At 72.4% G+C, this 24,293-nt stretch carries 24 protein-coding genes; 14 read left to right on the forward strand and 10 right to left on the reverse strand.

Annotated features, from left to right (window positions below; translation table 11 throughout):
* Positions 1-61: 61 nt before the first annotated feature.
* Entirely contained in the window at positions 62-553 is a 492-nt protein-coding gene (locus ACIRQY_RS15945; RefSeq protein ID WP_351785830.1) for an inorganic diphosphatase, read from the reverse strand.
* A 104-nt stretch (positions 554-657) separates the two neighbouring features.
* Here ACIRQY_RS15945 and dacB point away from each other — a divergent pair, with 104 nt between their 5' ends.
* The 6 genes from dacB to folE all read left to right on the forward strand — a co-directional run bounded on the left by dacB (position 658) and on the right by folE (position 7,955).
* A complete protein-coding gene (gene dacB, locus ACIRQY_RS15950; protein ID WP_403925801.1) occupies positions 658-2,049 on the forward strand; it encodes a D-alanyl-D-alanine carboxypeptidase/D-alanyl-D-alanine-endopeptidase in 1,392 nt (463 codons plus the stop codon).
* A 70-nt stretch (positions 2,050-2,119) separates the two neighbouring features.
* On the forward strand, positions 2,120-3,259 hold the full coding sequence (locus ACIRQY_RS15955) for a zinc-dependent metalloprotease (RefSeq protein WP_351785824.1): 1,140 nt from the start codon (positions 2,120-2,122) through the stop codon (positions 3,257-3,259).
* A gap of 204 nt (positions 3,260-3,463) precedes the next feature.
* Positions 3,464-4,477, forward strand: a complete 1,014-nt coding sequence (tilS, locus tag ACIRQY_RS15960; RefSeq protein WP_351785822.1) for a tRNA lysidine(34) synthetase TilS — start codon at positions 3,464-3,466, stop codon at positions 4,475-4,477.
* A 40-nt stretch (positions 4,478-4,517) separates the two neighbouring features.
* Positions 4,518-5,057, forward strand: coding sequence for a hypoxanthine phosphoribosyltransferase (hpt, locus tag ACIRQY_RS15965; protein ID WP_317876926.1), 540 nt, complete (start codon positions 4,518-4,520; stop codon positions 5,055-5,057).
* A gap of 173 nt (positions 5,058-5,230) precedes the next feature.
* On the forward strand, positions 5,231-7,249 hold the full coding sequence (gene ftsH, locus ACIRQY_RS15970; protein ID WP_351785820.1) for an ATP-dependent zinc metalloprotease FtsH: 2,019 nt from the start codon (positions 5,231-5,233) through the stop codon (positions 7,247-7,249).
* A gap of 100 nt (positions 7,250-7,349) precedes the next feature.
* A complete protein-coding gene (folE, locus tag ACIRQY_RS15975) occupies positions 7,350-7,955 on the forward strand; it encodes a GTP cyclohydrolase I FolE (RefSeq protein ID WP_351785818.1) in 606 nt (201 codons plus the stop codon).
* 135 nt (positions 7,956-8,090) lie between these two features.
* On the opposite strand, the gene ACIRQY_RS15980 is transcribed toward folE, so the two are convergent.
* From ACIRQY_RS15980 to ACIRQY_RS16005, 6 genes are all read right to left on the reverse strand, one after another.
* Positions 8,091-8,570 (reverse strand): DUF3180 domain-containing protein, encoded by a 480-nt coding sequence (locus ACIRQY_RS15980; RefSeq protein WP_403925806.1) that lies wholly within the window; start codon positions 8,568-8,570, stop codon positions 8,091-8,093.
* Positions 8,571-8,617: 47 nt separating this feature from the next.
* Positions 8,618-9,217 (reverse strand): 2-amino-4-hydroxy-6-hydroxymethyldihydropteridine diphosphokinase, encoded by a 600-nt coding sequence (gene folK, locus ACIRQY_RS15985; RefSeq protein ID WP_351785812.1) that lies wholly within the window; start codon positions 9,215-9,217, stop codon positions 8,618-8,620.
* The gene (folB, locus tag ACIRQY_RS15990) at positions 9,214-9,573 is read right to left on the reverse strand and encodes a dihydroneopterin aldolase (RefSeq protein ID WP_351785809.1); all 360 of its coding nucleotides are present in this window, start codon (positions 9,571-9,573) and stop codon (positions 9,214-9,216) included. The genes folK and folB overlap by 4 nt, the downstream gene beginning before the upstream one ends.
* Positions 9,574-9,708: 135 nt before the next feature.
* Positions 9,709-10,116: a nuclear transport factor 2 family protein gene (locus ACIRQY_RS15995; protein WP_401235470.1), complete on the reverse strand. Its 408-nt coding sequence runs from the start codon at positions 10,114-10,116 to the stop codon at positions 9,709-9,711.
* A gap of 56 nt (positions 10,117-10,172) precedes the next feature.
* A complete protein-coding gene (folP, locus tag ACIRQY_RS16000) occupies positions 10,173-11,033 on the reverse strand; it encodes a dihydropteroate synthase (RefSeq protein WP_351785804.1) in 861 nt (286 codons plus the stop codon).
* 28 nt (positions 11,034-11,061) lie between these two features.
* Complete coding sequence (locus tag ACIRQY_RS16005) at positions 11,062-12,906, reverse strand: phosphatidylglycerol lysyltransferase domain-containing protein (protein WP_403925809.1); 1,845 nt, start codon at positions 12,904-12,906, stop codon at positions 11,062-11,064.
* Positions 12,907-13,073: 167 nt separating this feature from the next.
* On the opposite strand from ACIRQY_RS16005, the gene ACIRQY_RS16010 reads away from it, so the two are divergent.
* Positions 13,074-14,186, forward strand: coding sequence for an alpha/beta hydrolase (locus ACIRQY_RS16010; protein ID WP_403925812.1), 1,113 nt, complete (start codon positions 13,074-13,076; stop codon positions 14,184-14,186).
* A 3-nt stretch (positions 14,187-14,189) separates the two neighbouring features.
* Here the strand turns inward: ACIRQY_RS16010 and ACIRQY_RS16015 are convergent, their stop codons facing one another.
* On the reverse strand, positions 14,190-15,230 hold the full coding sequence (locus tag ACIRQY_RS16015; protein WP_403925815.1) for an ABC transporter ATP-binding protein: 1,041 nt from the start codon (positions 15,228-15,230) through the stop codon (positions 14,190-14,192).
* Positions 15,231-15,374: 144 nt separating this feature from the next.
* Between ACIRQY_RS16015 and ACIRQY_RS16020 the strand changes: the two genes are divergently transcribed.
* The 5 genes from ACIRQY_RS16020 to ACIRQY_RS16040 all read left to right on the forward strand — a co-directional run bounded on the left by ACIRQY_RS16020 (position 15,375) and on the right by ACIRQY_RS16040 (position 19,873).
* Entirely contained in the window at positions 15,375-16,061 is a 687-nt protein-coding gene (locus tag ACIRQY_RS16020) for an ABC transporter permease (protein ID WP_403925818.1), read from the forward strand.
* A 1-nt stretch (position 16,062) separates the two neighbouring features.
* Positions 16,063-16,857: an ABC transporter permease gene (locus ACIRQY_RS16025; RefSeq protein WP_351785791.1), complete on the forward strand. Its 795-nt coding sequence runs from the start codon at positions 16,063-16,065 to the stop codon at positions 16,855-16,857.
* Positions 16,850-17,839 (forward strand): ABC transporter substrate-binding protein, encoded by a 990-nt coding sequence (locus ACIRQY_RS16030; protein WP_403925822.1) that lies wholly within the window; start codon positions 16,850-16,852, stop codon positions 17,837-17,839. Before ACIRQY_RS16025 ends, ACIRQY_RS16030 begins: the two co-directional genes overlap by 8 nt.
* Positions 17,840-17,969: 130 nt before the next feature.
* On the forward strand, positions 17,970-19,244 hold the full coding sequence (locus tag ACIRQY_RS16035) for a hypothetical protein (RefSeq protein WP_403925824.1): 1,275 nt from the start codon (positions 17,970-17,972) through the stop codon (positions 19,242-19,244).
* Positions 19,241-19,873: a GNAT family N-acetyltransferase gene (locus tag ACIRQY_RS16040; RefSeq protein WP_403925827.1), complete on the forward strand. Its 633-nt coding sequence runs from the start codon at positions 19,241-19,243 to the stop codon at positions 19,871-19,873. Before ACIRQY_RS16035 ends, ACIRQY_RS16040 begins: the two co-directional genes overlap by 4 nt.
* A gap of 16 nt (positions 19,874-19,889) precedes the next feature.
* On the opposite strand, the gene ACIRQY_RS16045 is transcribed toward ACIRQY_RS16040, so the two are convergent.
* Both ACIRQY_RS16045 and ACIRQY_RS16050 read right to left on the reverse strand, forming a co-directional pair.
* Positions 19,890-21,032: an NADH-quinone oxidoreductase subunit D gene (locus ACIRQY_RS16045; protein ID WP_403925830.1), complete on the reverse strand. Its 1,143-nt coding sequence runs from the start codon at positions 21,030-21,032 to the stop codon at positions 19,890-19,892.
* A gap of 4 nt (positions 21,033-21,036) precedes the next feature.
* Positions 21,037-22,146: an SAM-dependent methyltransferase gene (locus ACIRQY_RS16050; protein ID WP_403925833.1), complete on the reverse strand. Its 1,110-nt coding sequence runs from the start codon at positions 22,144-22,146 to the stop codon at positions 21,037-21,039.
* 97 nt (positions 22,147-22,243) lie between these two features.
* Between ACIRQY_RS16050 and ACIRQY_RS16055 the strand changes: the two genes are divergently transcribed.
* Both ACIRQY_RS16055 and ACIRQY_RS16060 read left to right on the forward strand, forming a co-directional pair.
* Positions 22,244-23,446 carry a sensor histidine kinase gene (locus tag ACIRQY_RS16055; protein WP_351785774.1) on the forward strand — a complete coding sequence of 401 codons (1,203 nt, stop codon included), beginning with the start codon at positions 22,244-22,246 and terminating at the stop codon, positions 23,444-23,446.
* Between the two features lie 51 nt (positions 23,447-23,497).
* Positions 23,498-24,175: a response regulator transcription factor gene (locus ACIRQY_RS16060; RefSeq protein ID WP_351785771.1), complete on the forward strand. Its 678-nt coding sequence runs from the start codon at positions 23,498-23,500 to the stop codon at positions 24,173-24,175.
* Positions 24,176-24,293 lie beyond the last annotated feature (118 nt).

Here is a 24,293-nt window from a genome sequence, read left to right on the forward strand (position 1 = left end):
GTGCGAAAGGCGGTGCACCCCAAGAGGTGCACCGCCTTCACACGCGGGGAACGGGAACGGCTCAGTGGCCGCCCTGCTCCTTGGCCCGCGCGTACGACTTCTCGATCTCGGCCTCGGCCTCGGCGCGACCGACCCAGTCCGCGCCCTCGACCGACTTGCCCGGCTCCAGGTCCTTGTAGACCTCGAAGAAGTGCTGGATCTCCAGACGGTCGAACTCCGACACGTGGTGGATGTCCCGCAGGTGCTCCATGCGCGGGTCCGTCGCCGGGACGCACAGCAGCTTGTCGTCGCCGCCGGCCTCGTCGGTCATGCGGAACATGCCGATGACACGGCACTTGATCAGACAGCCCGGGAACGTCGGCTCGTCCAGGATGACGAGGGCGTCCAGCGGGTCGCCGTCCTCGCCGAGGGTGTTCTCGACGTAGCCGTAGTCGGTCGGGTAGGCCGTCGACGTGAACAGACGACGGTCCAGGCGGATGCGACCCGTCTCGTGGTCGACCTCGTACTTGTTACGCGACCCCTTCGGGATCTCGATGAGAACGTCGAACTCCACGGGTGGCTCCTCCTGAATCAACACACAAGTGACTGCTCGCGACGACGCGCGGTGATTAAGTGTCCCTCACGCACGACCGTGATCGCGAAAGGGGCTGGTCAGCAATGCCCGAGCCGAGAACGTGGCAGCTCACGGCGGGCTCCGCCGCCCTCGGTCTGGCCCTGGCCGCCGTGGCGGTGACCCTGGCAGGCCCGTGGGACTCCGGCCAGCGTACGGCCGAACGCGCACGCGCCGCCGCCCAGTCACCGGGTGGCGCACGTCACGCCCCGGCACCCGCCCCGCCCCACCGCCCCGCGCCCGCGCCCAGCGCCCCCGGCGTCCTCCCCGCCCTGCACGCCCCGGCCGCGGCGGGCCGCCCCGCCGACCTCGCCGCCGTCCTCGGCCCCCTCCTCGCCGATCCCGGCCTCGGCCCGCTCCGGGCCGCCTCCGTCGTCGACACCGCCACCGGACGACGGCTCTACGGCGCGGGCGACACCGCCCCCATGACCCCCGCCTCCACCACCAAGATCGCCACCGTCGCCGCCGCCCTCTCCGCCCTCGGCCCCGACCACCGCCTCACCACCACCGTCACCGCCGCCCCCGACGGCCGCACCGTCACCCTCACCGGCGGCGGCGACCCCACTCTCGACCCCGGCCGCCTCAGGACCCTCGCCACCGACACCGCCCGCGCCCTCACGGCGCGCGGCCACCGCTCCGTACGCCTCGCCTACGACACGAGCCTCTACACCGGGCCCGCCGTCCACCCCATCGGCCCCAACGAGAACCTCGCCCCCGTCGTCGCCCTCATGACCCGCGGCGGCCGCCTCGACGACAGCCGCGACGGCCCCGCCCCCCGCACCGGCGACCCCGCGGGCGACACCGCCACCGCCTTCGCCGCCCTCCTCGCCGACGCCGGGATCACGGTCACCGGCGACCCGGCCCCCGGCCGCGCCCCGAAGGCCGCCCCCCTCGCCCGTACGCACTCCGCCCCCCTCGCCGACCTCGCCGAACGCACCCTCACCCACAGCGACAACGACCTCGCCGAAGCCCTCGCCCGCCACACCGCCCTCGCCCACAGGGCACCCGCGAGCTTCGACGGCGCCGCCCGGGCCGTCCACGACGAACTCGCCCGCCTCGGCCTCCCCGTCACCGGCGCCCGCTTCGCCGACGGCAGCGGACTCGACCGCCGCGACCGCCTCACCGCCGCCCTCCTCACCGCCCTCCTCACCCGCGCGGCCGACCCCGCCCACCCCGCCCTGCGCCCCCTGCTCACCGGCCTCCCCGTCGGCGGCTTCACCGGCACCCTCGCCGACCGCTTCGGCACCGCCCCCGCGGGCGCCGGACTCGTCCGCGCCAAGACCGGCACCCTCACCGGCGTCAACACCCTCGCGGGCACCGCGGTCACCCCCGACGGACGCCTCCTCGCCTTCGCCTTCCTCGCCGGCCGCACCCTCTCCCCGTACGAGGCACAGCCCGCCCTCGACCGGCTCTCCGCAGCCCTCACCGCGCCCCGCTGACCCCGGCCCACCCCCGCCCGGCCCGCACCGAACACCCACCGAACGGGCCCCGAGACCGTACGGTTGACGCATGACGAGCTTCGGTGGGGCGCGCACACCCGGGATGGTCGACTGGAACCTCGCGGTCGCGACCGCGACCCGCCTCGTACGGCCAGGACCCGAAGTCGGCCGGGACGAGGCCCGCGAGATCGTCGCCGAACTCCGCAGGCACGCCAAAGCCGCCGAGGAACACGTCCGCGCCTACACGCGGATGATCCCCGAGGGCGCCGAACCCCACGACACCCCCGTCCTCGTCGTCGACCGGGCCGGCTGGATCAAGGCCAACGTCGCGGGCTTCCGCGAACTCCTCACCCCGCTCCTCGGCAAGATGCGGGACCGCAGACAGGACACCCCCGGCAGCGCCGTCCTCGGCGCCGTCGGCGGCAAGGTCACCGGCGTCGAACTCGGGATGCTCCTGTCGTTCCTCGCCTCGCGCATCCTCGGCCAGTACGAGACCTTCGCCCCCGCGACCCGGGACCTCCCCACCGGGACCGGAGGCGGCGGACGGCTCCTCCTCGTCGCCCCGAACATCGTCCACGTCGAGCGCGAACTCGAAGTGGACCCCCATGACTTCCGGCTCTGGGTCTGCCTCCACGAGGAGACCCACCGCACCCAGTTCACCGGCGTCCCCTGGCTCCGCGACCACCTCCAGGGCGAGATCCAGTCGTTCCTCGCCGCCACCGACGTCGACCCCGGCACGGTCGTCGAACGCCTCCGCGAAGCCGCCCAGACCCTCGCCGGCGGGCGCCCCGAAGCCGAGGAGGGCGAACCCGCCCCCTCCCTCGTCGAACTCGTCCAGACCCCCGAGCAGCGCGAGATCCTCGGCCGCCTCACCGCCGTCATGTCCCTCCTCGAAGGCCACGCCGACTACGTCATGGACGGCGTCGGCCCCCAGGTCGTGCCCTCCGTCGCCGAGATCCGCGAGAAGTTCAAGGAGCGCCGCGCCCGGGGCGCCTCCCGCCTCGACCTCGCCCTGCGCAAACTCCTCGGCCTCGACGCCAAGCTCCGCCAGTACCGCGACGGCGAACGCTTCGTCCGCGCCGTCGTCGAGCAGGTCGGCATGGACGGCTTCAACCGCGTCTGGACCTCCCCCAACACGCTCCCCACCAAGTCCGAGATCGCCGCACCCGCCGACTGGATCGCGAGGGTGCACCGTAAGGCAGACTCCTGAGGCAGGTGCGGCGCAGGACGCGAGAACACCTCGGAACACCCCACCAATCACCCATCCGAGGGACCCTGGACAAGGGGTGGGGCGTGCAATGCTCGGGTAACGGCCGGGTTTCTGTCACCATCGACGCACTCTGAGTGACCGAACCCCCCTCCGGCCGTTATGACTCCGACCGAGGCACCCACCCCATCACGAAGGGAACCGGACATGGGTCCCCATCCTGCGGTCGCGGCGATACGCCTGGCGGTCCGCCGCGTACTCCACGACATCATCACCGAGCACCAGACCGACCCCACCGCCGACGACGGCCCCCCCCTCGTCCTCGTCGCCTGCTCCGGCGGCGCCGACTCCATGGCGCTCGCCTCCGCCCTCGCCTTCGAGGCCCGCAAACTCCCCGTCCGCGCCGGCGGCATCACCGTCGACCACGGACTCCAGCCCGGCTCCGACACCCGCGCCCACGAGGTCGCCGGACGCATGACCGCCCTCGGACTCACCCCGGTCGAGGCCGTCGCCGTCACCGTCGGCCGCGAAGGAGGCCCCGAAGCCGCCGCCCGCGACGCCCGGTACGCGGCCCTCGACGCCGCCGCCGAACGCCACGGGGCCACCGCGGTCCTCCTCGGCCACACCCGCGACGACCAGGCCGAGACCGTCCTCCTCGGTCTCGCCCGCGGCTCCGGCATCCGCTCCCTCTCCGGCATGGCCGCCGTCTCCGGCACCTCCCGCCGCTACCGGCGCCCCTTCCTCCAGCTCGACCGCCAGACCGTCCGCAAGGCCTGCGTCGCGCAGGAACTCGCCGTCTGGGACGACCCCCACAACAGCGACCCCGCCTACACCCGCTCCCGCCTCCGCCACGAAGGACTCCCCGCCCTGGAGAAGGCCCTCGGCAAGGGAGTCGTCGAAGCCCTCGCCCGAACGGCCCAGCTCTCCCGCGACGACGCCGACGCCCTCGACACCTGGGCCGCCGACGCCGAGACCTCCGTACGCGACGAGGCGGGCGCCCTCGAATGCGCCAAACTCTTCGGCCTGCCCACCGCGGTGCGCCGCCGCGTCCTGCGCCGCGCCATGATCGCCGAGGGCGCCCCCGCCGGTTCCCTCTTCGCCCGGCACGTCGAGGAAGTCGACCGGCTCATCACCGGCTGGCGCGGCCAGGGGGCCATCAACCTGCCCGGACGCGTCGAAGCGCGCCGCCAGGGTGGCAGACTGGTCATCCGGCAAGGCTGACGCACGCGCAACGAAAGTGACCCGGGTGAACGAGAAGGACATGGGCACCGACCTCCAGTCGGTGCTCATCACCAAGGAAGAGATCGACGCCAAGCTGGCTGAGCTGGCCGCGAAGATCGACGCGGAATACGCGGGCAGGGACCTGCTCATCGTCGGAGTCCTCAAGGGCGCCGTGATGGTGATGGCGGATCTGGCGCGCGCCCTTTCCACCCCGGTCACCATGGACTGGATGGCCGTCTCCTCCTACGGCGCCGGAACCCAGTCCTCGGGCGTCGTCCGCATCCTCAAGGACCTCGACACCGACATCAAGGGCAAGCACGTCCTGATCGTCGAGGACATCATCGACTCCGGTCTGACCCTGTCCTGGCTGCTCTCCAACCTCGGCTCGCGCGAGCCCGCCTCCCTGGAGGTGTGCACCCTGCTGCGCAAGCCCGAGGCCGCGAAGGTCGCCATCGACGTCAAGTGGATCGGCTTCGACATCCCCAACGAGTTCGTCGTCGGCTACGGCCTCGACTACGCCGAGAAGTACCGGAACCTTCCGTTCGTCGGCACTCTCGCCCCCCACGTCTACGGCGGCTGAAGCCTCCCGCAGTACGGGGAACCCGTACCGCCTTCCCCCCGTTGAACCACGGGAAGGCGGTCGCGGGCGACGATGCTGAGGTACCGTCCGAAGAACAGCTTTTTCACACAGCAGCTCTCACAGCAGCATTTTCCTACGGGCAGGAGGGACGGAGCGCCCAGCGCTCCGTATGGATGGACGTGAAGCGATACTTCCGTGGGCCGGTCATGTGGATCGTGCTGGCCGTCCTCGCCGTGGTCGTGCTGATGCAGGTCGTCGGCTCGTCCGAGGGCTACAAGACGGTGGACACCGGCAAGGTCGTCCAGGCGATCGACAAGAACCAGGTCAAGCAGGCAAAGATCACCACCGGTGACGAACAGATCGTCAAGATCGAACTCGTCAACGGCCAGAAGATCGACAACAGCAGCAAGGTCCAGGCCAGCTACATCGGCACCCAGGGCGCCGACCTTGCCGACAAGCTCCAGGAGAAGTTCGAGGCCGGACAGATCGAGAAGGGCTACACCGTCACGCCGACGAAGCAGTCCGCTTTCGTCTCGATCCTGCTCTCGCTCCTCCCCTTCGTCCTCATCGTGGTGGTCTTCCTCTTCCTGATGAACCAGATGCAGGGCGGCGGCTCCCGCGTCATGCAGTTCGGGAAGTCCAAGGCCAAGCTCATCACCAAGGACACCCCGAAGACCACCTTCGCCGATGTCGCCGGTTCCGACGAGGCCGTCGAGGAACTCCACGAGATCAAGGAATTCCTCCAGGAGCCCGCCAAGTTCCAGGCCGTCGGCGCCAAGATCCCCAAGGGCGTCCTGCTCTACGGCCCCCCCGGAACCGGCAAGACGCTCCTCGCGCGCGCCGTCGCCGGCGAAGCGGGCGTGCCGTTCTACTCGATCTCCGGTTCCGACTTCGTCGAGATGTTCGTCGGCGTCGGCGCCTCCCGGGTCCGCGACCTCTTCGAGCAGGCCAAGGCCAACGCTCCCGCCATCGTCTTCGTCGACGAGATCGACGCCGTCGGTCGCCACCGCGGCGCCGGACTCGGCGGCGGCCACGACGAGCGTGAGCAGACCCTCAACCAGCTCCTCGTCGAGATGGACGGCTTCGACGTGAAGGGCGGCGTCATCCTGATCGCCGCCACGAACCGGCCCGACATCCTCGACCCCGCGCTCCTGCGCCCCGGCCGCTTCGACCGGCAGATCGCCGTCGACCGCCCGGACATGCTGGGCCGTCTGGAGATCCTCAAGGTCCACCAGAAGGGCAAGCCGGTCGCCCCGGACGTCGACCTCGGCGCCGTCGCCCGACGCACCCCCGGCTTCACCGGCGCGGACCTCTCCAACGTCCTCAACGAGGCGGCGCTCCTCACCGCCCGTGGCGACCAGAAGCTGATCGACAACGCGGCTCTGGACGAGGCGATCGACCGGGTGGTCGCGGGCCCGCAGAAGCGGACCCGCATCATGTCGGACAAGGAGAAGAAGATCACCGCGTACCACGAGGGCGGCCACGCCCTGGTCGCGGCGGCCTCGCCGAACTCCGACCCGGTGCACAAGATCACCATCCTGTCCCGGGGCCGCGCCCTCGGCTACACGATGGTGCTGCCGGAGGAGGACAAGTACTCCACCACCCGCAACGAGATGCTCGACCAGCTGGCGTACATGCTGGGCGGGCGCGCGGCCGAGGAGCTCGTCTTCCACGACCCGACCACGGGCGCGGCGAACGACATCGAGAAGGCCACCGCCACGGCCCGCGCGATGGTCACGCAGTACGGCATGACCGAGCGTCTCGGCGCCATCAAGTTCGGCGGCGACAACACCGAGCCGTTCCTCGGCCGTGACATGACGCACCAGCGCGACTACTCGGAAGAGGTCGCCGCGCTGGTCGACGAAGAGGTCAAGAAGCTCATCGAGACCGCCCACAACGAAGCGTGGGAGATCCTCGTCGAGAACCGTGACCTCCTCGACAACCTGGTCCTCGCGCTGCTGGAGAAGGAGACGCTGGGCAAGGAGGAGATCGCCGAGATCTTCGCCTCCATCGTCAAGCGTCCGGCCCGCCCGGCCTGGACGGGCTCCTCGCACCGCACCCCGTCCACGCGTCCGCCGGTCCTCTCCCCCAAGGAGCTGGCCCTGACGAACACGGCGAACGGTTCGGCGGCCCCGACGGTCGACACCACGAAGGGCATCGACATCGCCCCGGTGGACACCCCGGAGGACTGACCCTTCCCACCCCGGAATGGCTGCCGCGCCCCCACAGGTTTTAGCCTGTGGGGGCGCGGCTTTTCGCGTACTTCAGTTCGGACTGGAACGAGGCACAGAGATGACCGACCCGGTGACGCTGGACGGCGACGGCACGATCGGCGAGTTCGACGAGAAGCGCGCCGAAGCCGCCGTGCGGGAGCTGCTCATCGCGGTCGGTGAGGACCCGGACCGCGAGGGCCTCAGGGAGACCCCGGCCCGGGTGGCGCGCGCGTACAAGGAGCTGTTCGCCGGGCTGTGGCAGAAGCCCGAGGACGTGCTGACGACGACGTTCGACCTGGGGCACGACGAGATGGTCCTGGTGAAGGACATCGAGCTGACGGCGACCTGCGAACACCATCTGCTGCCGTTCCACGGTGTGGCGCACATCGGGTACATCCCGGCGGAATCCGGCAAGATCACCGGGCTGTCGAAGCTGGCCCGTCTGGTGGACGTCTTCGGCCGTCGCCCGCAGGTGCAGGAGCGTCTGACGACCCAGGTCGCGGACTCGCTGATGAGGATCCTGGAAGCGCGCGGTGTGATCGTCGTTATCGAGGCGGAGCACATGTGCATGGCGCTGCGCGGGGTCCGCAAGCCGGGTGCGAAGACGGTGACCTCGGCGGTCCGCGGGCAGCTGCGCAACGCCACCACGCGTGCCGAGGCCATGTCCCTGATCCTCGCCCGATAGGGCACCCGGACCGTTCCCCGCCGCCCCCGATCAGTGGAGTGACCACTGGCCGGGGGTGGCGGGGGTACGGGCCACCGGCCAAGGGCTCGTGGCCCGGGAGCGCGCGCCGGGTGGGCGATCGGCGGGCCGGAGGGGTCAGGCGGCGGCCGAGGGCTTCCTGTCGTCGTCCTCGGGGAGCTTGCAGACCCGTTCCAGGAAGAGGGCGGCGGCGATGACGCCGAGGCCCGCCAGGACCGCGAAGGCCGCGTAGAGGGCCTGGTCGCGGCGGGCCGGGACGTCGAGGTGGGCGAGCAGGAAGACGCCCGCGCCGCCGTACATTCCGGCGACGAGGGCGGCCACCAGGGCGCTCGCCTGGCCGAAGACCACCGCGCGGGCCGCCATCAGCGGCTCGACGCCCTTGGCGCCGGGCCGCCGGTCGTGCTGGGCCCTGAGCCGCGCGCGGAGGGACAGGGCGGTCGCGGTGAGGACGACCGCGATCACGGCGAGGACGACCGGCGCGGCGAGCGGCACGCTGGGGAGGGTGCCGACCGAGTCCCAGAGCCGGGCGGCGCCCCAGGAGAGCACGCCGGCCACGACGAAGAGTCCGGCGAGCACCTTCAGCCGCAGTTGTTTCACCGGGTGTCCTTCGTGTGGTCGCGGGCGGTCTGCCACGAGCCTAACGACTACTCGGGCAGACGGAGTTCCAGGTCGGCACGGACGGTGACGCCTTCGGCGCCGACGTCGGCGAGGAGTCCGGTGACGGGTCCGTGGCCGGGCAGCTGGGCTTCCGGGTCGACGTCGTGCCAGGGGGCGAGGACGAAGGCCCGCTGGTGGGCGCGGGGGTGCGGGAGGGTGAGGACGGGGTCGTCGGAGACGACATCGGCGTACGCGATGATGTCGACGTCGATGGTGCGGGCACCCCAGCGCTCCTCGCGGACGCGGTGGAAGGCCTCTTCGACGGCGTGGGCCCGCTCCAGGAGGGAGGCGGGCGGGAGCGTCGTCTTCACGAGGGCGACCGCGTTGAAGTACGAGGGCTGGCTGCCGGGGTCGACGCCCCAGGGCTCCGTCTCGTAGACGGGGGAGACGGCCTTGACCCGGAGGCCCGGGGTGTCCGCGAGGGCGTCCACGGCCCCCTGGAGGGTCTCCAGGCGGTTGCCGAGGTTGGCGCCGAGGGCGACGACGGCCCAGTGCGGGTTGGAGAGGGTCACGTCGGCGGCGTCGACGGCTTCGACGACGGAGGCGGGTACGGGCTGGACGGTGGGGTCGCTCTGTGTCGGTTTCATCGTCGGCTCCGGGTGATCGTGACGGTCACGTCGTCGAAGGGCACGGTGATGGGCGCGTCGGGCTTGTGCACGACGACTTCCACCTCCTGTACCCCGGCGTGGCCGAGGCATCGCTGGGCGATGCGTTCGGCGAGGGTTTCGATGAGGTCGACGGGCTCGCCCTGGACGACGTCGACGACTTCCTCGGCGACGATCCCGTAGTGCACGGTCTTCGTCAGGTCGTCGTCGGCGGCCGCCGGACGGGTGTCCAGGCCGAGAACCAGGTCCACGATGAAGGTCTGGCCCTCCTCGCGCTCCTTGGGGAAGACGCCGTGGTGGCCCCGGGCCTTGAGGCCGCGCAGCGCGACACGATCCACGCGAATCACTCCTGCTGTCGTAGTTCGGGTGGTCACGCAGCCGGGTGCGGACGGCCGGGTGTCCGTCGTCGAATCTACCTGCGGGCACCGACAGCGCTTTGCCTTGGGGGGCGTGGGCGGGTCAGGTCGGGGGGTTCAGTTGTCGTCCGCGCCGGGCTCTCCGGCCTTGGAATCCTCGGTCTCGGCCAGGACGGGGGAGGCGTGGTGGGACCAGATCCGCCAGCCCTCGGGTGTGTGGCGGAACACATTGGTGGCGACGACGAGCTGGCCGACGAGGGGTCCGAGTTCGGCGCCGTCCTCGGCGGGGCCGCCGCTGAGGATGTTCTCGGTGCAGGTGACGACGGCGGTGTCGTCGGCGAGGGAGACCGCGAGGTCGGTGAGGAAGAACTGGATGTAGTCGGTGTTCGCCATGATCAGGGCGTACGAGCGGAGCACCTCGCCCCGGCCGGTGAGCACGGGCCAGCCGGGGTGGACGCAGGTGATGGGGGTGGCGCCGTCGTCGAGCCAGAGGGCGGAGACGGTGTCGAAGTCGCCGGTCTCCATCGCCTCGTAGAAGGCGGTGTTGACCGCTTCGACGGCGGCTTCCCGGGGGTTGCGGCTCACGCGGCTCCCTCGACGGCGCGGGCGACGCGGACGGCGTCGGCGGTGGCGCGGACCTCGTGGACGCGGACGGCCCACGCGCCCGCGTGGGCGGCGAGGGCGGAGACGGCGGCGGTGGCGGCGTCGCGTTCGCGGGCGGGCGGCGGGGTGGCGCCCTCACGGGTGAGGACGTGCCCGAGGAACCGCTTGCGGGAGGCGGCGACGAGCAGGGGGCGGCCGAGGGCGCGGAGGGCGGGGAGGTGGGCGACGAGCGCCAGGTCGTGGGGGGCGAGCTTGGCGAAGCCGAGGCCGGGGTCGACGACGATGCGCGCGGGGTCGACGCCGCCGTCGACGACGGCTTCGAGGCGGGTGCGCAGTTCGCCGAGGACCTCGCCGACGACGTCGTCGTAGACCGCGAGGCCGTTCATGTCCTGGCTGAAGCCGCGCCAGTGCATGACGACGAAGGGGACCTCGGCGGCGGCGACGGCGGGGACCATGCCGGGGTCGGCGAGGCCGCCGCTGACGTCGTTGACGAGGCGGGCCCCGGCTTCGACGGCGCGGGCGGCCACGACGGCGCGCATGGTGTCCACGGAGACGGTGACGCCTTCGGCGGTGAGGCCCCGGACCACGGGTATGACGCGGCGGAGCTCCTCGTCCTCGTCGACGCGGCTCGCGCCGGGACGGGTGGACTCGCCGCCGACGTCGACGAGGTCGGCGCCCTGGGCGGCGAGGTCGACGCCGTGTTTGACGGCGGCCGTGGTGTCGAACCAGCGGCCGCCGTCGGAGAAGGAGTCGGGGGTCACGTTGACCACGCCCATGACCGCGCAGCGGTCCCACTCCGGCAGGCCCAGGGCCGTACCCCGGTCGATCGTCGTACTCATGTGACCAGCGTAGGGCGTGGGTGCGGATTCAGGCCGCGCGGATCTCGCGGTCCGCCGGGCCGGGGACTATGTGGGGGCAGGGCCGGGGGGCGGGGGCGGGGCGGCGGCGGGCGAAGGGACGGGGGAAGGAGAGGTTCACGAAGCCCTCGGCCTGCATGGCGGCGAAGCCGATGCGGGGCAGATCGCGGCTGGTGCGGTAGACGACGAAGCGGGGTTCCCAGCGGGGCTGGAACTTGGCGTTGAACTTGTAGAGCGATTCGATCTGGAACCAGCGGGACAGAAAGACGAGGAGTCCGCGCCAGACGCGGAGGACGGGTCCCGCGCCGATCTTCTCGCCGCGGGCCAGGGCGGAGCGGAACATGGCGAAGTTGAGGGAGACCCGTTCGATGCCGAGGGCGGGGGAGGCCTGGAGGGCGGCGACGATGAGGAGCTCGTTCATGCCGGGGTCGGCGGAGCGGTCGCGGCGCATGAGCTCCAGGGACATCCCGTCGTCGCCCCAGGGGACGAAGTGGATGATCGCCTTGAGGTCGCCGTAGGGCGAGTGGGGGTCGGCGTCGTCGTCGGTCTTGTGGGCGGTCGCTATCACGGCGTCGCCGTCGCCGGGGGCTCCGATGCGGCCGAGGGCCATGGAGAAGCCGCGTTCGGTGTCGGTGCCGCGCCAGTCGGCGGCGGCGCGGCGGACCCGTTCCAGTTCGGCTTCGTCGAGGTCGCGGACGCGGCGGACGCGGGTGGTGTAGCCGTTGCGTTCGATGCGCTTGACCATCTGGCGGACGTTGCGCATGGCGCGGCCGGAGAGGGAGAAGCCGGCGACGTCGACGATGGCCTCGTCGCCGAGTTCGAGGGCGTCGAGGCCGGTCTCGCGGGTCCAGACCTGGCCGCCGGTCTCGGAGCAGCCCATGACGGCGGGGGTCCAGGAGTGGGCCTTGGCCTCGTCCATGAAGCGTTCGATGGCGCCGGGCCAGGCCTCGACGTCGCCGATGGGGTCGCCGCTGGCGAGCATGACGCCGGAGACGACGCGGTAGCAGACGGCCGCCTTGCCGCTGGGGGAGAAGACGACGCCCTTGTCGCGGCGGAGGGCGAAGTGGCCGAGGGAGTCGCGGCCGCCGTGCTGGTCGAGGAGGGCGCGCAGGCGCAGCTCGTCGTCGTCGGTGAGGCGGGCGGCGGGGTGCTCGGGGCGGAAGGCCAGGTAGATGGTGGTGAGGGCGGTGAGCATGCCGAGGGCGCCGAGGGAGTAGCCGACGGTCCAGTCGACGCCCCTGGTGTAGCCGACGGGGCCTTCGAAGCCGAAGAGTCCGTAGAGGACGTGTTCCAGGCGGTCGGTGAGGCTGGGGTCGCCGACGACCCGGCGCGGGTGGGCGCTGACGATGACGAGGCCGAGGGCGATGGACCCGGCGCCCATGACGACGAAGTTGGCGAGGGCGCGCCAGCGGCTGCGGGGGTCGGGCAGCGCGGCGAACTGGTCGCGGTGCCGGACGAGGAGGGCGAGCAGGCAGAGGGAGAGGAGGGCTCCGATGACGGAGTGGCGCCAGGCGAACTGGGCGGCGGCGCCGAGGGGGAGGAGGACGACGGCGGCCCGCCAGGCGCGGCGCTTGTTGCGCCTGAGGCCGTGGGCGAGGAGCAGGAGGAGGACTCCGGCGCTGAGGGAGAGGGCGGCGGAGAGGGGGCCGAGGGTGCCGGGGAGGACCTCCGCGACGGTGTGGAAGCGGCTGGCGCGGAAGCGCGGGAAGACCCCGGCGGCGATGTCGATGAGACCGATGAAGGTGCAGGCGGTGCCGATGAGTGCGGGGACCTTCTGGGGGTCGGGGCCGCGGAGAATCCGCCGTACCCGAACCGGAACCAATCCTGATTTGTCCCCATCTACCGTGACAGACATGGCTTCCCGTGCTTCCCGTGGTCCTGCGGAGGGTCCTTGATTCCGGTCGGGACCCGTGGAGTGTTTCGGCGGGTCGTCCCGGTTGGTGCGCCTTCTAGGACGGAGCGGTACGGGCTCGGGTTCATCGGTTCACCGGAAATTCTCGGAAAGGCGGGGGTGGTCGTCCCATGGGCCTCACCAGCGGCAAGGTTCTCGTGGCGGCGGTCGTACTGGCCGTGGGCCTGTTCGTGGCGACGGTGTGGCTGTGGCCACGCCTCGCGCGCCGGGGGTGGCGGGCGTGCACGGGAAGGGTGGTGCTGCTCCTGGTGACACAGGTGGTGCTGTTCGCGGCGGTGGGCCTGGCGGCGAACCGGTCGTTCCTGTTCTACGGCTCGTGGGCGGACCTGTTCGGGCAGGAGCAGGACATGGGGGTGGTCGTCGACCACGGGGCCGGTTCGAAGCACGTACGGGTGGTGGGGACGCAGCAGCTCGACGTGCCGGGCGGCGGGCGTCCTGAGGTCGCGGGGCAGATACAGAAGGTCGTCGTGGAGGGGGCGCGGTCGGGGATCGTCTCCCCGGCGTACGTGTATCTGCCGCCGGAGTACTTCCAGCCGAGGTACGCGAAGCGGACGTTCCCCGCGTCGGTGGTGCTCACCGGGTATCCGGGGACGGCGGAGAACCTGATCAAGGGCCTGAAGTACCCGAAGACGGCCTACCTCCAGGCCAAGGAGGGGCGGATGCAGCCGATGATCCTGGTGATGCTGCGGCCGACGGTGGCGCCGCCCCGGGACACCGAGTGCGTGGACGTGCCGGGCGGGCCGCAGACGGAGACGTTCTTCGCGGAGGACCTGCCGACGGCGGTGTCGGGCACGTACCGGGTGGGGACGAAGCCGCGGAACTGGGGCTTCATGGGGAACTCCACGGGGGCGTACTGCGCCCTGAAGATCGCGCTGCACCACCCGGAGCGGTTCGCGGCCGGGGCGGGGTTCTCGGCGTACTACCGGGCGGCCGAGGACGTGACGACGGGCGATCTGTTCCACGGGGACGACCGGCTGCGCAAGCGGGCGGATCTGCTGTGGAGCCTGGACAACCTGCCGCAGGGGAACACGGCGTTCCTGGTGACGACGTCGAAGCGGGGCGAGAGCAATCTGCGGGGCACCAAGGAGTTCATCAAGCGGGTGAAGAGCCCGGCGTCGGTCTCCTCGATCGTCCTGGACAGCGGTGGCCACAACTTCAACACGTGGAACCGGGAGATCCCGCCGGGCATGGTGTGGCTGAGCGGGAAGCTCAGCGGGGTCTGAGGGTCAGCCGGTGGTGGCCCGGCGCAGGGCGCGGTGGACGCCCGCCGGGGTGAGGACGCCGAGGGGGCGGCCGTCGGCGCCGGTGACGACGAGACGGCCGGTGTCGTGCTGGAGGAGCACGGCGAGGGCGTCCTTGAGCGAGGTGCCGAGGGGCACGGGGGCGGGGGCGCCGGCCGGTCCCCCCGGGCGGGCCGGTTCTGCCGCGTCGGTCGGCCCGGGGCCGCCGGCCGGTCCGGAACCCTCCGCCGGTACGAGGTCCTCCGCCGGTACGGGATCGAGGTCGGCCTCGGTGACCGGGGTGACGGCGAGCCGCTTGAGGCCCCGGTCGCTGCCGACGAAGTCCGCGACGTACGGGGTGGCGGGGGAGCCGAGGACGGTGGCCGGGGTGTCGAACTGCTCGATGCGGCCCTGTCCGTAGACGGCCATGCGGTCGCCCATGCGGACCGCCTCCTCGATGTCGTGGGTGACGAGGAGGACGGTCTTGCGGACGGTGGCCTGGAGGGCGAGGAACTCGTTCTGGAGGCGTTCGCGGACGACCGGGTCGACGGCGCCGAAGGGCTCGTCCATGAGGAGGACCGGCGGATCGGCGGCGAGGGCGCGGGCGACGCCGACCCGCTGGCGCTGCCCGCCGGAGAGCTGGGCGGGGTAGCGGGAGCCGTGGACGGCGGGATCGAGTCCGACGAGTTCGAGGAGTTCGGCGGCACGCGCGCGTGCGGCGGCCTTCTTCCACCCGAGCAGCGAGGGGACGGTCGCGGTGTTGTCGAGGACCGTGCGGTGGGGGAAGAGCCCGACCTGCTGGATGACGTAGCCGATCTTGCGGCGCAGGGCGACGGGATCGACGTCGGCGATGTCCCGGCCGTCGACCAGGACCCGGCCGGAGGTCGGCTCGACGAGCCGGTTGACCATCATCATCGTGGTCGTCTTGCCGCAGCCGGACGGCCCGACCAGGGTGACGAGTTCGCCCTCGGCGACCTCGAAGGAGAGGTCGTCGACGGCGGTGGTGCCGTCGTCGTACCGCTTGGTCACGTGCTCGAACCGGATCATGGTTCCCCATTCTGGCCCCTGGACGCCGGGGGTGTGTGAAGGGCGTGTTGCCGCATTGTGGCGGGCTCGGAGGATTGTCGGTGCCGGGGGTTAGTGTCGTCAGACAAGCGTTCGGGAAGGCTGACTGCCCGGGGGGAGGGACGGATGAGCGCACCGAACTGTCTGGTCACGAACGACTGGATCTGCGGGGAGTACCTGCGCACGCGCGCCGGGGAGCTGACCGACGCCACGCTCCAGCATGTGGGAATCACCGCGGTGTCCGTGCTGATCGCCCTCGTCGTCGCCATGCCGCTGGCGCTGCTCGCGCGGGCCAGGCCCCGGTTCGCGGGCCCGGTCCTCGGTCTGACGACCCTGCTGTACACGGTGCCGTCGCTCGCCATGTTCTCGCTGCTGCTGCCGTTCTTCGGGCTGTCGGCGGCGCTCGTGGTGACCGGTCTCGTGCTGTACGCGCTGACGATCCTGGTGCGCAACGCGCTCGCGGGGCTCGACGCGGTGCCCGTGGAGACGCGGGAGGCCGCCCGGGGCATGGGGTACGGGCCGCTGAGGCTCCTCTGGGAGGTCGAACTGCCCTTGGCGCTGCCGGTGCTGATGGCGGGGATACGGATGGCGACGGTCTCCACGATCGCGCTGACGACGGTCGGTTCGGTCGTCGGCCGGGGCGGTCTGGGCAATCTGATCGAGGACGCGCTGCCGACCTTCTTCAAGGCGCAGATGCTCGCCGCCGCCGTGCTGTGCGTCCTGCTGGCCGTCGTCGCCGATCTGCTGCTCCTGGGCGTCCAGCGGCTGCTGACGCCGTGGGCCCGGATACGGACCGCGCCGGGGGGTGGGTGAGGTGGGGGTCGTGACGGACGCCTGGGGCTGGCTCACCACCGGCGCGCACTGGACGGGCGAGGGCGGTGTGGGACAGCGGCTCGCCGAGCACGCGTACGTGAGCGGGGCGGCGCTGCTGATCGCCGGGGCGCTCGCGCTGCCGCTGGGGCTCTGGCTCGGCCATCTCGGCCGGGGCGGGGCGCTCGCGGTGAACGTGTCGAACGTGGGGCGGGCGATCCCCGTCTTCGCGGTCCTCGGCCTGTTCATGGTGTCGCCCCTGCGGAACGCGGGATCGGTGCCTACGGTCGTGGCCCTGGTGCTGTTCGCGGTGCCGCCGCTCCTCACCAACGCGTACGTCGGGGTGCGGGAGGTCGACCGGGCGGCGGTGCGGGCCGCGCGGGGCATGGGGATGACGGGCGGGCAGTTGTTCCGCCGGGTCGAACTTCCCCTGGCCCGGCCGGTGGTGATGACCGGGGTGCGCTCGGCGGCGGTGCAGGTGGTCGCCACGGCGACGGTCGCCGCGATGGTCGGGCAGGGCGGTCTGGGCCGGATCATCACGGCCGGTTTCGCCACCTACGACACCGCGCAGGTCGTCGCGGGCGCGGTGCTGGTGGCGCTGCTGGCGCTCCTGGTGGAGGGCGTGCTGGTGGGCGCCGAGCGCCTCCTCGGCCGCCCGGGGCGCCACGCGGGACGTACGGATCGCCGGGGCGGACGCGCGGCCCCGGAGCCCGGACGCGCGGCGCGGCCGCTCGGACGGGTGCCACACCGGCGGGAAGCGCCGGAATCGAAAGCCGACTTGACGAAGACGAATGGGTGATCTGGTGAACAGGGTCTCGCGGATCGCGGGCGCGGTGCTGGGGACGACGGCGCTGGCCGTCGCACTGGCCGCGTGCGGCGGTGACAGCCTGGAGCAGGGCAAGGGGAAGGGCCCCGGGGGCACGGCGGACGGCGAGAAGGGTTCGCTGGTGGTCGGCGCGGCGGCCTTCACCGAGGCCAAGGTGCTCGCCGAGCTGTACGCGCAGACGCTGCGGGGCGCCGGATACTCGGTTTCGATCACCACGGTGAAGAATCGCGAGCTGTACGAACCCTCCCTGGAGAAGGGCGAGATCGACATCGTCCCGGAATACGCGGCGACGCTCGCCGAATTCCTCAACGCCAAGGTGAACGGGCCGAAGGCGCCGGACGACAAGCCGGTCGCCTCGGCCGACGCGAAGGCGACGGTCGAGGCGCTGCGCAAGCTCGCGGGACCGCGCGGTCTGAAGGTCCTCGACGCCGGTGAGGCGGTCGACCAGAACGCCTTCGCGGTGTCCAGGGAATTCGCCGCGAAGAACAAGCTGACGACCCTTTCCGATCTCGGCCGCGCGAAGCTGAAGGTGAAGATCGCCGCCGGTGACGAATGCGCGGTCCGGCCGTTCTGCGCGCCCGGTCTGAAGAAGACGTACGGCATCGACGTGGCGGGCATCGACCCCAAGGGCGTCGGTACCCCGCAGTCCAAGCAGGCGGTGAAGGACGGGGTGGACCAACTGGTCCTGACGACCACGACGGACGCCACGATCGACAGCTACGGACTGGTGTTCCTCACCGACGACAAGAAGCTGCAGAACGCGGACAACGTCCTGCCGGTGCTGAACGCCCGGGACGCCGGAGCGCCCGAGATAGCCGCCGCCCTGGACAGGATCACCAAGGTGCTGACCACAGCGGATCTCGCCGAACTCAACCGGAAGGTGGATGCCGAGCGGGCGAAGCCGCAGGACGTCGCCAAGGACTATCTGACGGCGAAGGGGCTGCTCAACAAGTAGGAGTCCGGGCGGGGATGTCGGCCCGAAACGGAACCGGAACGGGGGATATCCACATCCCGTGACGAGAAGTGGCCAAGAGATTGCCGGGCCGACGCCCCACACGACACCTACGCACGGTAAATTTCAGGCCATGCCACGTGGACGCCACCGCCATTCCCCGCCTCTGCACAAGCTGCTGCCGCCCTCAGCGGTCGCCGGCGTCGCGGTCGTGTGTGCCGCGGCGGCCTGGCTGCCCGGCGAGCCGTTGATCGCCCGTCTCCTCGCCGCGGCCGCCGCGGCCGCCGCCGTCACCGGCGCCGTCCTCATGCGCGGCTGGGACCGGAGCGCCGGGACGCGGGTCGCCGAGCTCGACCGGGCCCGCACCGCCGACCAGTGGAAGGCCGAGGAGCGGCTCGCCGAGCTGGAGTCCGACCTGGAGGAGTCCCGCGCGCTGCGCGCCCGCCTCGACGCCAAGCTCCGCGCCAAGCGGGTCGAACTGGCCGGACTGCGCGGTGAGCACGCCGATCTCCTGCGGCGCTACGCCACGGCCGAGACCGAGCGCGCCAGCGCCCTGGAGGGCCGCCGGATCGCCCTGGAGACGCCCGCACCGGAGGCCGACACCACCGGCCCCGCCAAGGCCCTTCCGGCGGGCGGCTCCACGCCCACCCCGGAGGCCTTCCGGAGCGCCGCGGACGCGCTCCGCGACCTCCCGCGCAACGCCGCCGCCCAGCGGGCCCGCCGGACCGCCGAGGCGGCCCGCGCGCGGGACCTCGCCGAGCGGGCCCGTGAGACGGACGAGCCGCGGGGGAAGCACGCGGCGGCCACCGGCGGCGAGCACGCCCGCCCGGCCGCCCTCGCGCTGCCCCCGGCCGGATCCGCCGGATCCGCCCCATCAGCCGCACCCGCTGAATCCGTCCCGTCCGCCGAATCCACCGCGTCCGCGGCCCCTTCCGCGTCTGCGGTCCCGGTGGCCCCTGAGACCCCGGTGGTCCCGGCGACCCCTGCGACCCCGGCGGTGCCCGCCGTACCGGTCGCCGCCGCGATCGTCCCGTACGCGGCCCGTAGGCCCGTACCGCGTCCCGAGGGCGGCTTCGACTTCTTCGGTACGCAGAAGGCGGCGGCCATCGAGGCGGTGCAGCACACCGATCTCGCCGATGTCGTCGGCGAGGAGGTCCTCGAAGAGGCCCTGGCCGCGCAGAACCTGACCGCACGGAACCTCACCGCGCGGGACGCGACCGCGCAGGACCCGACCGGACGCGACGGGGCCCCGCCGCTCACACCGGTCAGCCCCACCGGCACCGCCGGTCCTCTCGCGCCCCACGTCCCCGCCCCGCCCCGGACGGTCGGTCAGGTCATCGACCTGACCGCGCACGACGAGACCGAGCAGCTGGACGTCGTCGAGCTGCGCGGAGCGGTCAACTCATGACGTACCGCCTCGCCGGCCTCCCGGCCGGTGAGGCCGCCGGCCGCCGGGACGAACTGATCGCCCTGTGCGCCCAGGCGTTCTGCGGCGCCCCCTGGCACGAGCCCCCGCCGGGCGCCGTACGGACCGTGGACCGGCTGCTCGGCTCGGCCGCCGGGCGCCCCGACTTCCTGGCCGTCGCCGCGTTCGGCCCCGACGACGGGCTCAGGGGCTTCGCGGCGGGCTGGACGGACACCGTGCTCTCCGGCGACGGACCCGGCTTCGAACTGGCCGAACTCGTCGTCGCCCCCGCCCACCAGGGCCTCGGCCTCGGGCGTGCGCTGCACGACACCCTGCTCGCCGCCCTGCCCCCGGGACCCCGCCGTCTGATGACCCTCGACGTACCGGAACTGACCGGTCGCTACGCGCGCTGGGGCTGGGTCGTGACCGAGCGGCGACGGCCCGGCACCACGGACCGGGAGTACGTGGTGATGCTCCGGACCGATGGGACCGATGGGGCTGACAGGTCAGACGGGACCGACAGGTCGGACGGCGCTGACAGCACCGATGGGACTTGTGGGAACGGCGGGACCAGTGGGACGGACCGGGCCGTCGGGACCGGCCGGGCGGGCCTGACCGCGCCCGCCGTCTGACCCCGTACGCCCGGCGTCACTTGTCGATGTCGCCGACGACGAAGAACAGCGAGCCCAGGATCGCCACCATGTCGGCGACCAGCGTCCCCGGCAACAGCTCCGTGAGCGCCTGGATGTTGTTGAACGACGCCGAGCGCAGTTTCAGCCGGTACGGCGTCTTCTCGCCCTTGGAGACCAGGTAGTAGCCGTTGATCCCGAGCGGATTCTCGGTCCACGCGTACGTGTGGCCCTCCGGCGCCTTCAGCACCTTCGGCAGCCGCTGGTTGATCGGGCCCGGCGGCAGCTCCGCCAGCCGGTCCAGACACGCGTCCGCCAGGTCCAGGGCGTGGTGCGTCTGCTCCAGCAGGCACTCGAACCGGGCCAGACAGTCGCCCTCCTGACGGACGGCGACCCGCAGGGTGTCCTGGAGCTCCCCGTACGCCAGGTACGGCTCGTCGCGGCGCAGGTCGAAGTCGACGCCCGAGGCGCGGGCGATCGGCCCCGACACCCCGTACGCGTGGACCGCCGCCGCCGACAGGACACCGACCCCGCGCGTACGGCCCCGGAAGATCTCGTTGCCGAGGACGAGCCGGTCGTACACGTCCATCCGCGAACGGACGTCCGCGACGGACCGCCGTGCCCGCCCGAGCCACCCGGCCGGCAGGTCCTCCTTGAGGCCGCCGACCCGGTTGAACATGTAGTGCATCCGGCCGCCGGAGACCTCCTCCATCACCGTCTGGAGCTCCTCGCGCTCCCGGAAGGCGTGGAAGACCGGAGTGATTCCGCCCAGTTCGAGCGGGTACGAGCCGAGGAACATCAGATGGTTCAGGACCCGGTTCAGTTCGGCGAGGAGCGTACGGGTCCACACCGCGCGCTCCGGCACCTCCATGCCGAGCATCCGTTCGACGGCCATGACCACGCCGAGCTCGTTGGAGAAGGCGGACAGCCAGTCGTGCCGGTTGGCCAGCATGATGATCTGCCGGTAGTCCCGCGCCTCGAAGAGCTTCTCCGCGCCCCGGTGCATGTAGCCGATGACCGGCTCCGCCTGCCGCACGACCTCGCCGTCCAGCACCAGCCGGAGCCGGAGCACGCCGTGGGTCGAGGGATGCTGCGGCCCGATGTTCAGCACCATGTCGGTGCTCTCCGCCGCGCCGCCGATGCCGACCGTCGTCTCCGTCATGCGGTCAGTATCCCCCGTGCGCCGGAGCCCCCGCCCGCCCTTCCGGGACCCGCCGGACCAGCCACAGGAAGTCCCCGAGGCCCCCGCGCGCGGTCAGCTCCGCCGCCTCGCCCGCCGAGGAGAGCGCCCGTACGTACGCGGCGGGATCGGCCGACGCGAGCGACAGGGGCGGCCGCCCCCCGGACACCCCGAGCCTCCCCAGCGCCTCCCGCTGGGTGACGATCCGGGTCGGTTCGCTCGGGTCCTGACTTCCTTCCCGGTCCCGACTTCTCTCCTGGTCCCGGCCTCCCTTCCCGTTCTCGTCCGGGCCGGCCGCGACTCCCTCGTCCGCCGCCGCCGCGCACGCGTCCAGGGCCACGTGGGAGGTCAGGTCGCAGCCGCCGTCCGGGACCGGCGGGACCTCACGGCCCGCGCGGAAGCCGGTCAGCGAACCGAAGGGCGGCCGGGACGCCCGTACGTGCGCGTAGTCCACGGCCACCGCGCGGCCCGCCGCCACCGCGCCCACCGCCGCCGCCCACGCCTCGTCGCGGGGCCGCCCGATCTCCGCCCGCGCGCCCGGCTCCGTCAGCGGCCACCAGCGGGCCAGCCACTCCGCGTCCGGGCCGGAGACCGGCCCGCCGAGCCGCTCCGCGCCGTCCGCGCGGACCTCCACGTACCGGACGGTCCCGTCGGCGTCCGCCTCCGCCACGTCCACCGGCACGTTGTCGAGCCACTCGTTCGCGAAGAGCAGCCCGCGCACCCCCCGGGGCACCTCGCCGGTCCACTCGATCCGGGGGTCGAGCCCCGCCGGGCGGGCCGCCCGCTCCACGGCGTACGCCCGCACGGTCGGCCCGCTCCTGCCCGCACGGGCGCCGTCGAGCGCGGCGAGGACCCCGGTGAGGAGCTCACCCCGGCCCGCGCCCACGTCCACCAGGTCCACCGAGGCCGTTCCCAGCTCCTCCGCGACCTCGCCGAGCAGCCGGGCCACCGCCGCCGCGAAGAGCGGGGAGGCGTGCACCGAGGTGCGGAAGTGCCCCGCCGGACCCTCGGGCCGCAGGTAGAAGCCCCCGGGGCCGTACAGCGCCCGTTCCGTCGCCGCCCGCCACCCCTGCCACTGACACGTCTCATCCGTCACGGGCCCCAGTCTCCACCTCGGGGAGTACGGGCCCCGTGCGAAGGATCGACCCCACGGTTGATCCGCGCACCCCTCTCCCTTCCCTACTCTGGGTGACGTGCAGCGCCTCTACGACTTCCTCCGCAGACACCCGACGGGCGTCGACACCTTCTGGGCCGTCGTCCTCCTCGGGTTCTCCCTGCTGTCCGTGGGAGCGACCTATCAGGAAGTCGGCCGTCCCGTCGCGCACGGTCTCGTCGCCGTGCTCTTCTGCCTGGTCGTGGCCCTGCGGCGGCGCGCACCCGAGAAGATGCTGCTGCTGGCGATCCTCCTCGGAGTGGTCCAGCTCGCCCTCGACCTGACGCCGACCCTCGCCGACTTCGCCATGCTGGTGATCGTCTTCACCGTCGCCGCGCACGACGGGGCCCGCTGGGCGTCCCGCCTCGCGCTCGTCGCGGGGCTCGCCGCCTCACCGCTCTCCCAGCTGAGATGGCCGCTGGAGGGTTCCGAGTCCGGGGCCGCCCGGGTCTTCTTCACGATCATCATGACCGTGCCGTTCGTCCTCGCCTGGGTCCTCGGCGACTCGCTGCGCACCCGCCGCGCCTACTTCGCGCAGCTGGAGGAGCGGGCCTCCCGGCTGGAGCGGGAGCGCGAGGCCCAGGCCAAGGTGGCGGTCGCCGCCGAGCGGGCCAGGATCGCCCGCGAGCTGCACGACGTCGTCGCGCACAACGTGTCGGTGATGGTCGTCCAGGCCGACGGCGCCGCCTACGTCATGGACTCCTCCCCGGAGACCGCCAAGCAGGCCCTGGAGACCATCTCCACCACCGGCCGTCAGGCGCTCGCCGAGATGCGCAGACTCCTCGGCATCCTGCGGACCGGGGAGCACGAGGAGGCCGGGGAGTACGTGCCCCAGCCCGACGTGGGCCAGATCGAGGACCTCGTCGAGCAGGTCCGGGGCGCGGGCCTCACCGTGGACTTCGCGATCGAGGGCAGCCCCCGCCCGCTGCCCAGCGGCGTCGAGCTGACCGCGTACCGGATCGTGCAGGAGGCCCTCACCAACAGCCGCAAGCACGGGGGCCCCGACGTCGGTGCCAGCGTCCGCCTGGTCTACTTCGACGACGGGCTCGGGCTGCTCGTCGAGGACGACGGCCGGGGCGCGCCGCAGGAGATGTACGAGGACGGGGGCGCCGACGGCCGGGGCCACGGTCTGATCGGCATGCGGGAGCGGGTCGGCATGGTGGGCGGCACGCTGGACGCGGGCCCGCGTCCCGGCGGCGGCTTCCGGATCAGCGCCCTGCTCCCCCTCAAGTCCGCCCACTGACGACGAGCCCGCCCCCCCCGAGACCTCCGACCGAGAACCCGAAGGAACCCGATGTCCATCCGCGTGATGCTCGTTGACGACCAGGTGCTGCTGCGTACCGGATTCCGCATGGTGCTGGCCGCCCAGCCGGACATGGAGGTCGTGGCGGAGGCGGGCGACGGGGTCGAGGCCCTGGAGGTGCTGAGGGCGACGGCGGTCGACGTCGTCCTGATGGACGTGCGCATGCCGAAGCTGGACGGGGTGGAGACGACCCGGCGGATCTGTTCGCAGCCCGACGCCCCGAAGGTGCTCATCCTGACCACCTTCGACCTCGACGAGTACGCGTTCTCCGGTCTCAAGGCGGGGGCGAGCGGCTTCATGCTGAAGGACGTGCCGCCCGCCGAGCTGCTCGCCGCGATCCGTTCGGTGCACAGTGGGGACGCGGTGGTGGCGCCGTCGACGACCCGGCGGCTGCTCGACCGGTTCTCGCCGATGCTGCCGTCCTCGGGCCGGGAGCCGGAGCACAAGGAGCTGGGGCGCCTCACGGGCCGCGAGCGGGAGGTCATGATGCTGGTCGCGCAGGGCCTGTCCAACGGCGAGATCGCCGCCCGGCTCGTCCTCTCTGAGGCGACTGTGAAGACCCATGTGGGCCGCATCCTGACCAAGCTGGGCCTGCGCGACCGGGTTCAGGTCGTGGTCCTCGCGTACGAGACGGGCCTGGTCCGGGCGGGCGGCGGCGCGACCGGCTGACCGGCCCCCCCCGCTCCCGCCCCGGCGCGGGCGGTGTCGCCCCGGGCAGTACGCCCCCGGGCAGTACGGCACCGAGGGCCTACCCCGCTCCCGACCCCGCTCCCGGCCCCGACTCCGA

Source organism: Streptomyces sp. NPDC101490 (assembly GCF_044767145.1).
In the GTDB taxonomy this organism is placed as follows: Bacteria; Actinomycetota; Actinomycetes; order Streptomycetales; family Streptomycetaceae; genus Streptomyces.

Coding starts and splice junctions, on each gene's coding strand:
- tilS (WP_351785822.1), top strand. CDS start 3,464: ATGGGTCCCCATCCTGCGGTCGCGGCGATACGCCTGGCGGTCCGCCGC.
- ACIRQY_RS15995 (WP_401235470.1), bottom strand. CDS start 10,116: ATGGAGACCGGCGACTTCGACACCGTCTCCGCCCTCTGGCTCGACGAC.
- folE (WP_351785818.1), top strand. CDS start 7,350: ATGACCGACCCGGTGACGCTGGACGGCGACGGCACGATCGGCGAGTTC.
- ACIRQY_RS16035 (WP_403925824.1), top strand. CDS start 17,970: ATGCCACGTGGACGCCACCGCCATTCCCCGCCTCTGCACAAGCTGCTG.
- hpt (WP_317876926.1), top strand. CDS start 4,518: ATGGGCACCGACCTCCAGTCGGTGCTCATCACCAAGGAAGAGATCGAC.
- ACIRQY_RS16010 (WP_403925812.1), top strand. CDS start 13,074: ATGGGCCTCACCAGCGGCAAGGTTCTCGTGGCGGCGGTCGTACTGGCC.
- ACIRQY_RS16040 (WP_403925827.1), top strand. CDS start 19,241: ATGACGTACCGCCTCGCCGGCCTCCCGGCCGGTGAGGCCGCCGGCCGC.
- folK (WP_351785812.1), bottom strand. CDS start 9,217: ATGAAACCGACACAGAGCGACCCCACCGTCCAGCCCGTACCCGCCTCC.
- ACIRQY_RS16015 (WP_403925815.1), bottom strand. CDS start 15,230: ATGATCCGGTTCGAGCACGTGACCAAGCGGTACGACGACGGCACCACC.
- ACIRQY_RS15955 (WP_351785824.1), top strand. CDS start 2,120: ATGACGAGCTTCGGTGGGGCGCGCACACCCGGGATGGTCGACTGGAAC.
- ACIRQY_RS16030 (WP_403925822.1), top strand. CDS start 16,850: ATGGGTGATCTGGTGAACAGGGTCTCGCGGATCGCGGGCGCGGTGCTG.
- ftsH (WP_351785820.1), top strand. CDS start 5,231: ATGGACGTGAAGCGATACTTCCGTGGGCCGGTCATGTGGATCGTGCTG.
- ACIRQY_RS16020 (WP_403925818.1), top strand. CDS start 15,375: ATGAGCGCACCGAACTGTCTGGTCACGAACGACTGGATCTGCGGGGAG.
- ACIRQY_RS16060 (WP_351785771.1), top strand. CDS start 23,498: ATGTCCATCCGCGTGATGCTCGTTGACGACCAGGTGCTGCTGCGTACC.
- ACIRQY_RS16005 (WP_403925809.1), bottom strand. CDS start 12,906: ATGTCTGTCACGGTAGATGGGGACAAATCAGGATTGGTTCCGGTTCGG.
- folP (WP_351785804.1), bottom strand. CDS start 11,033: ATGAGTACGACGATCGACCGGGGTACGGCCCTGGGCCTGCCGGAGTGG.
- ACIRQY_RS16045 (WP_403925830.1), bottom strand. CDS start 21,032: ATGACGGAGACGACGGTCGGCATCGGCGGCGCGGCGGAGAGCACCGAC.
- dacB (WP_403925801.1), top strand. CDS start 658: ATGCCCGAGCCGAGAACGTGGCAGCTCACGGCGGGCTCCGCCGCCCTC.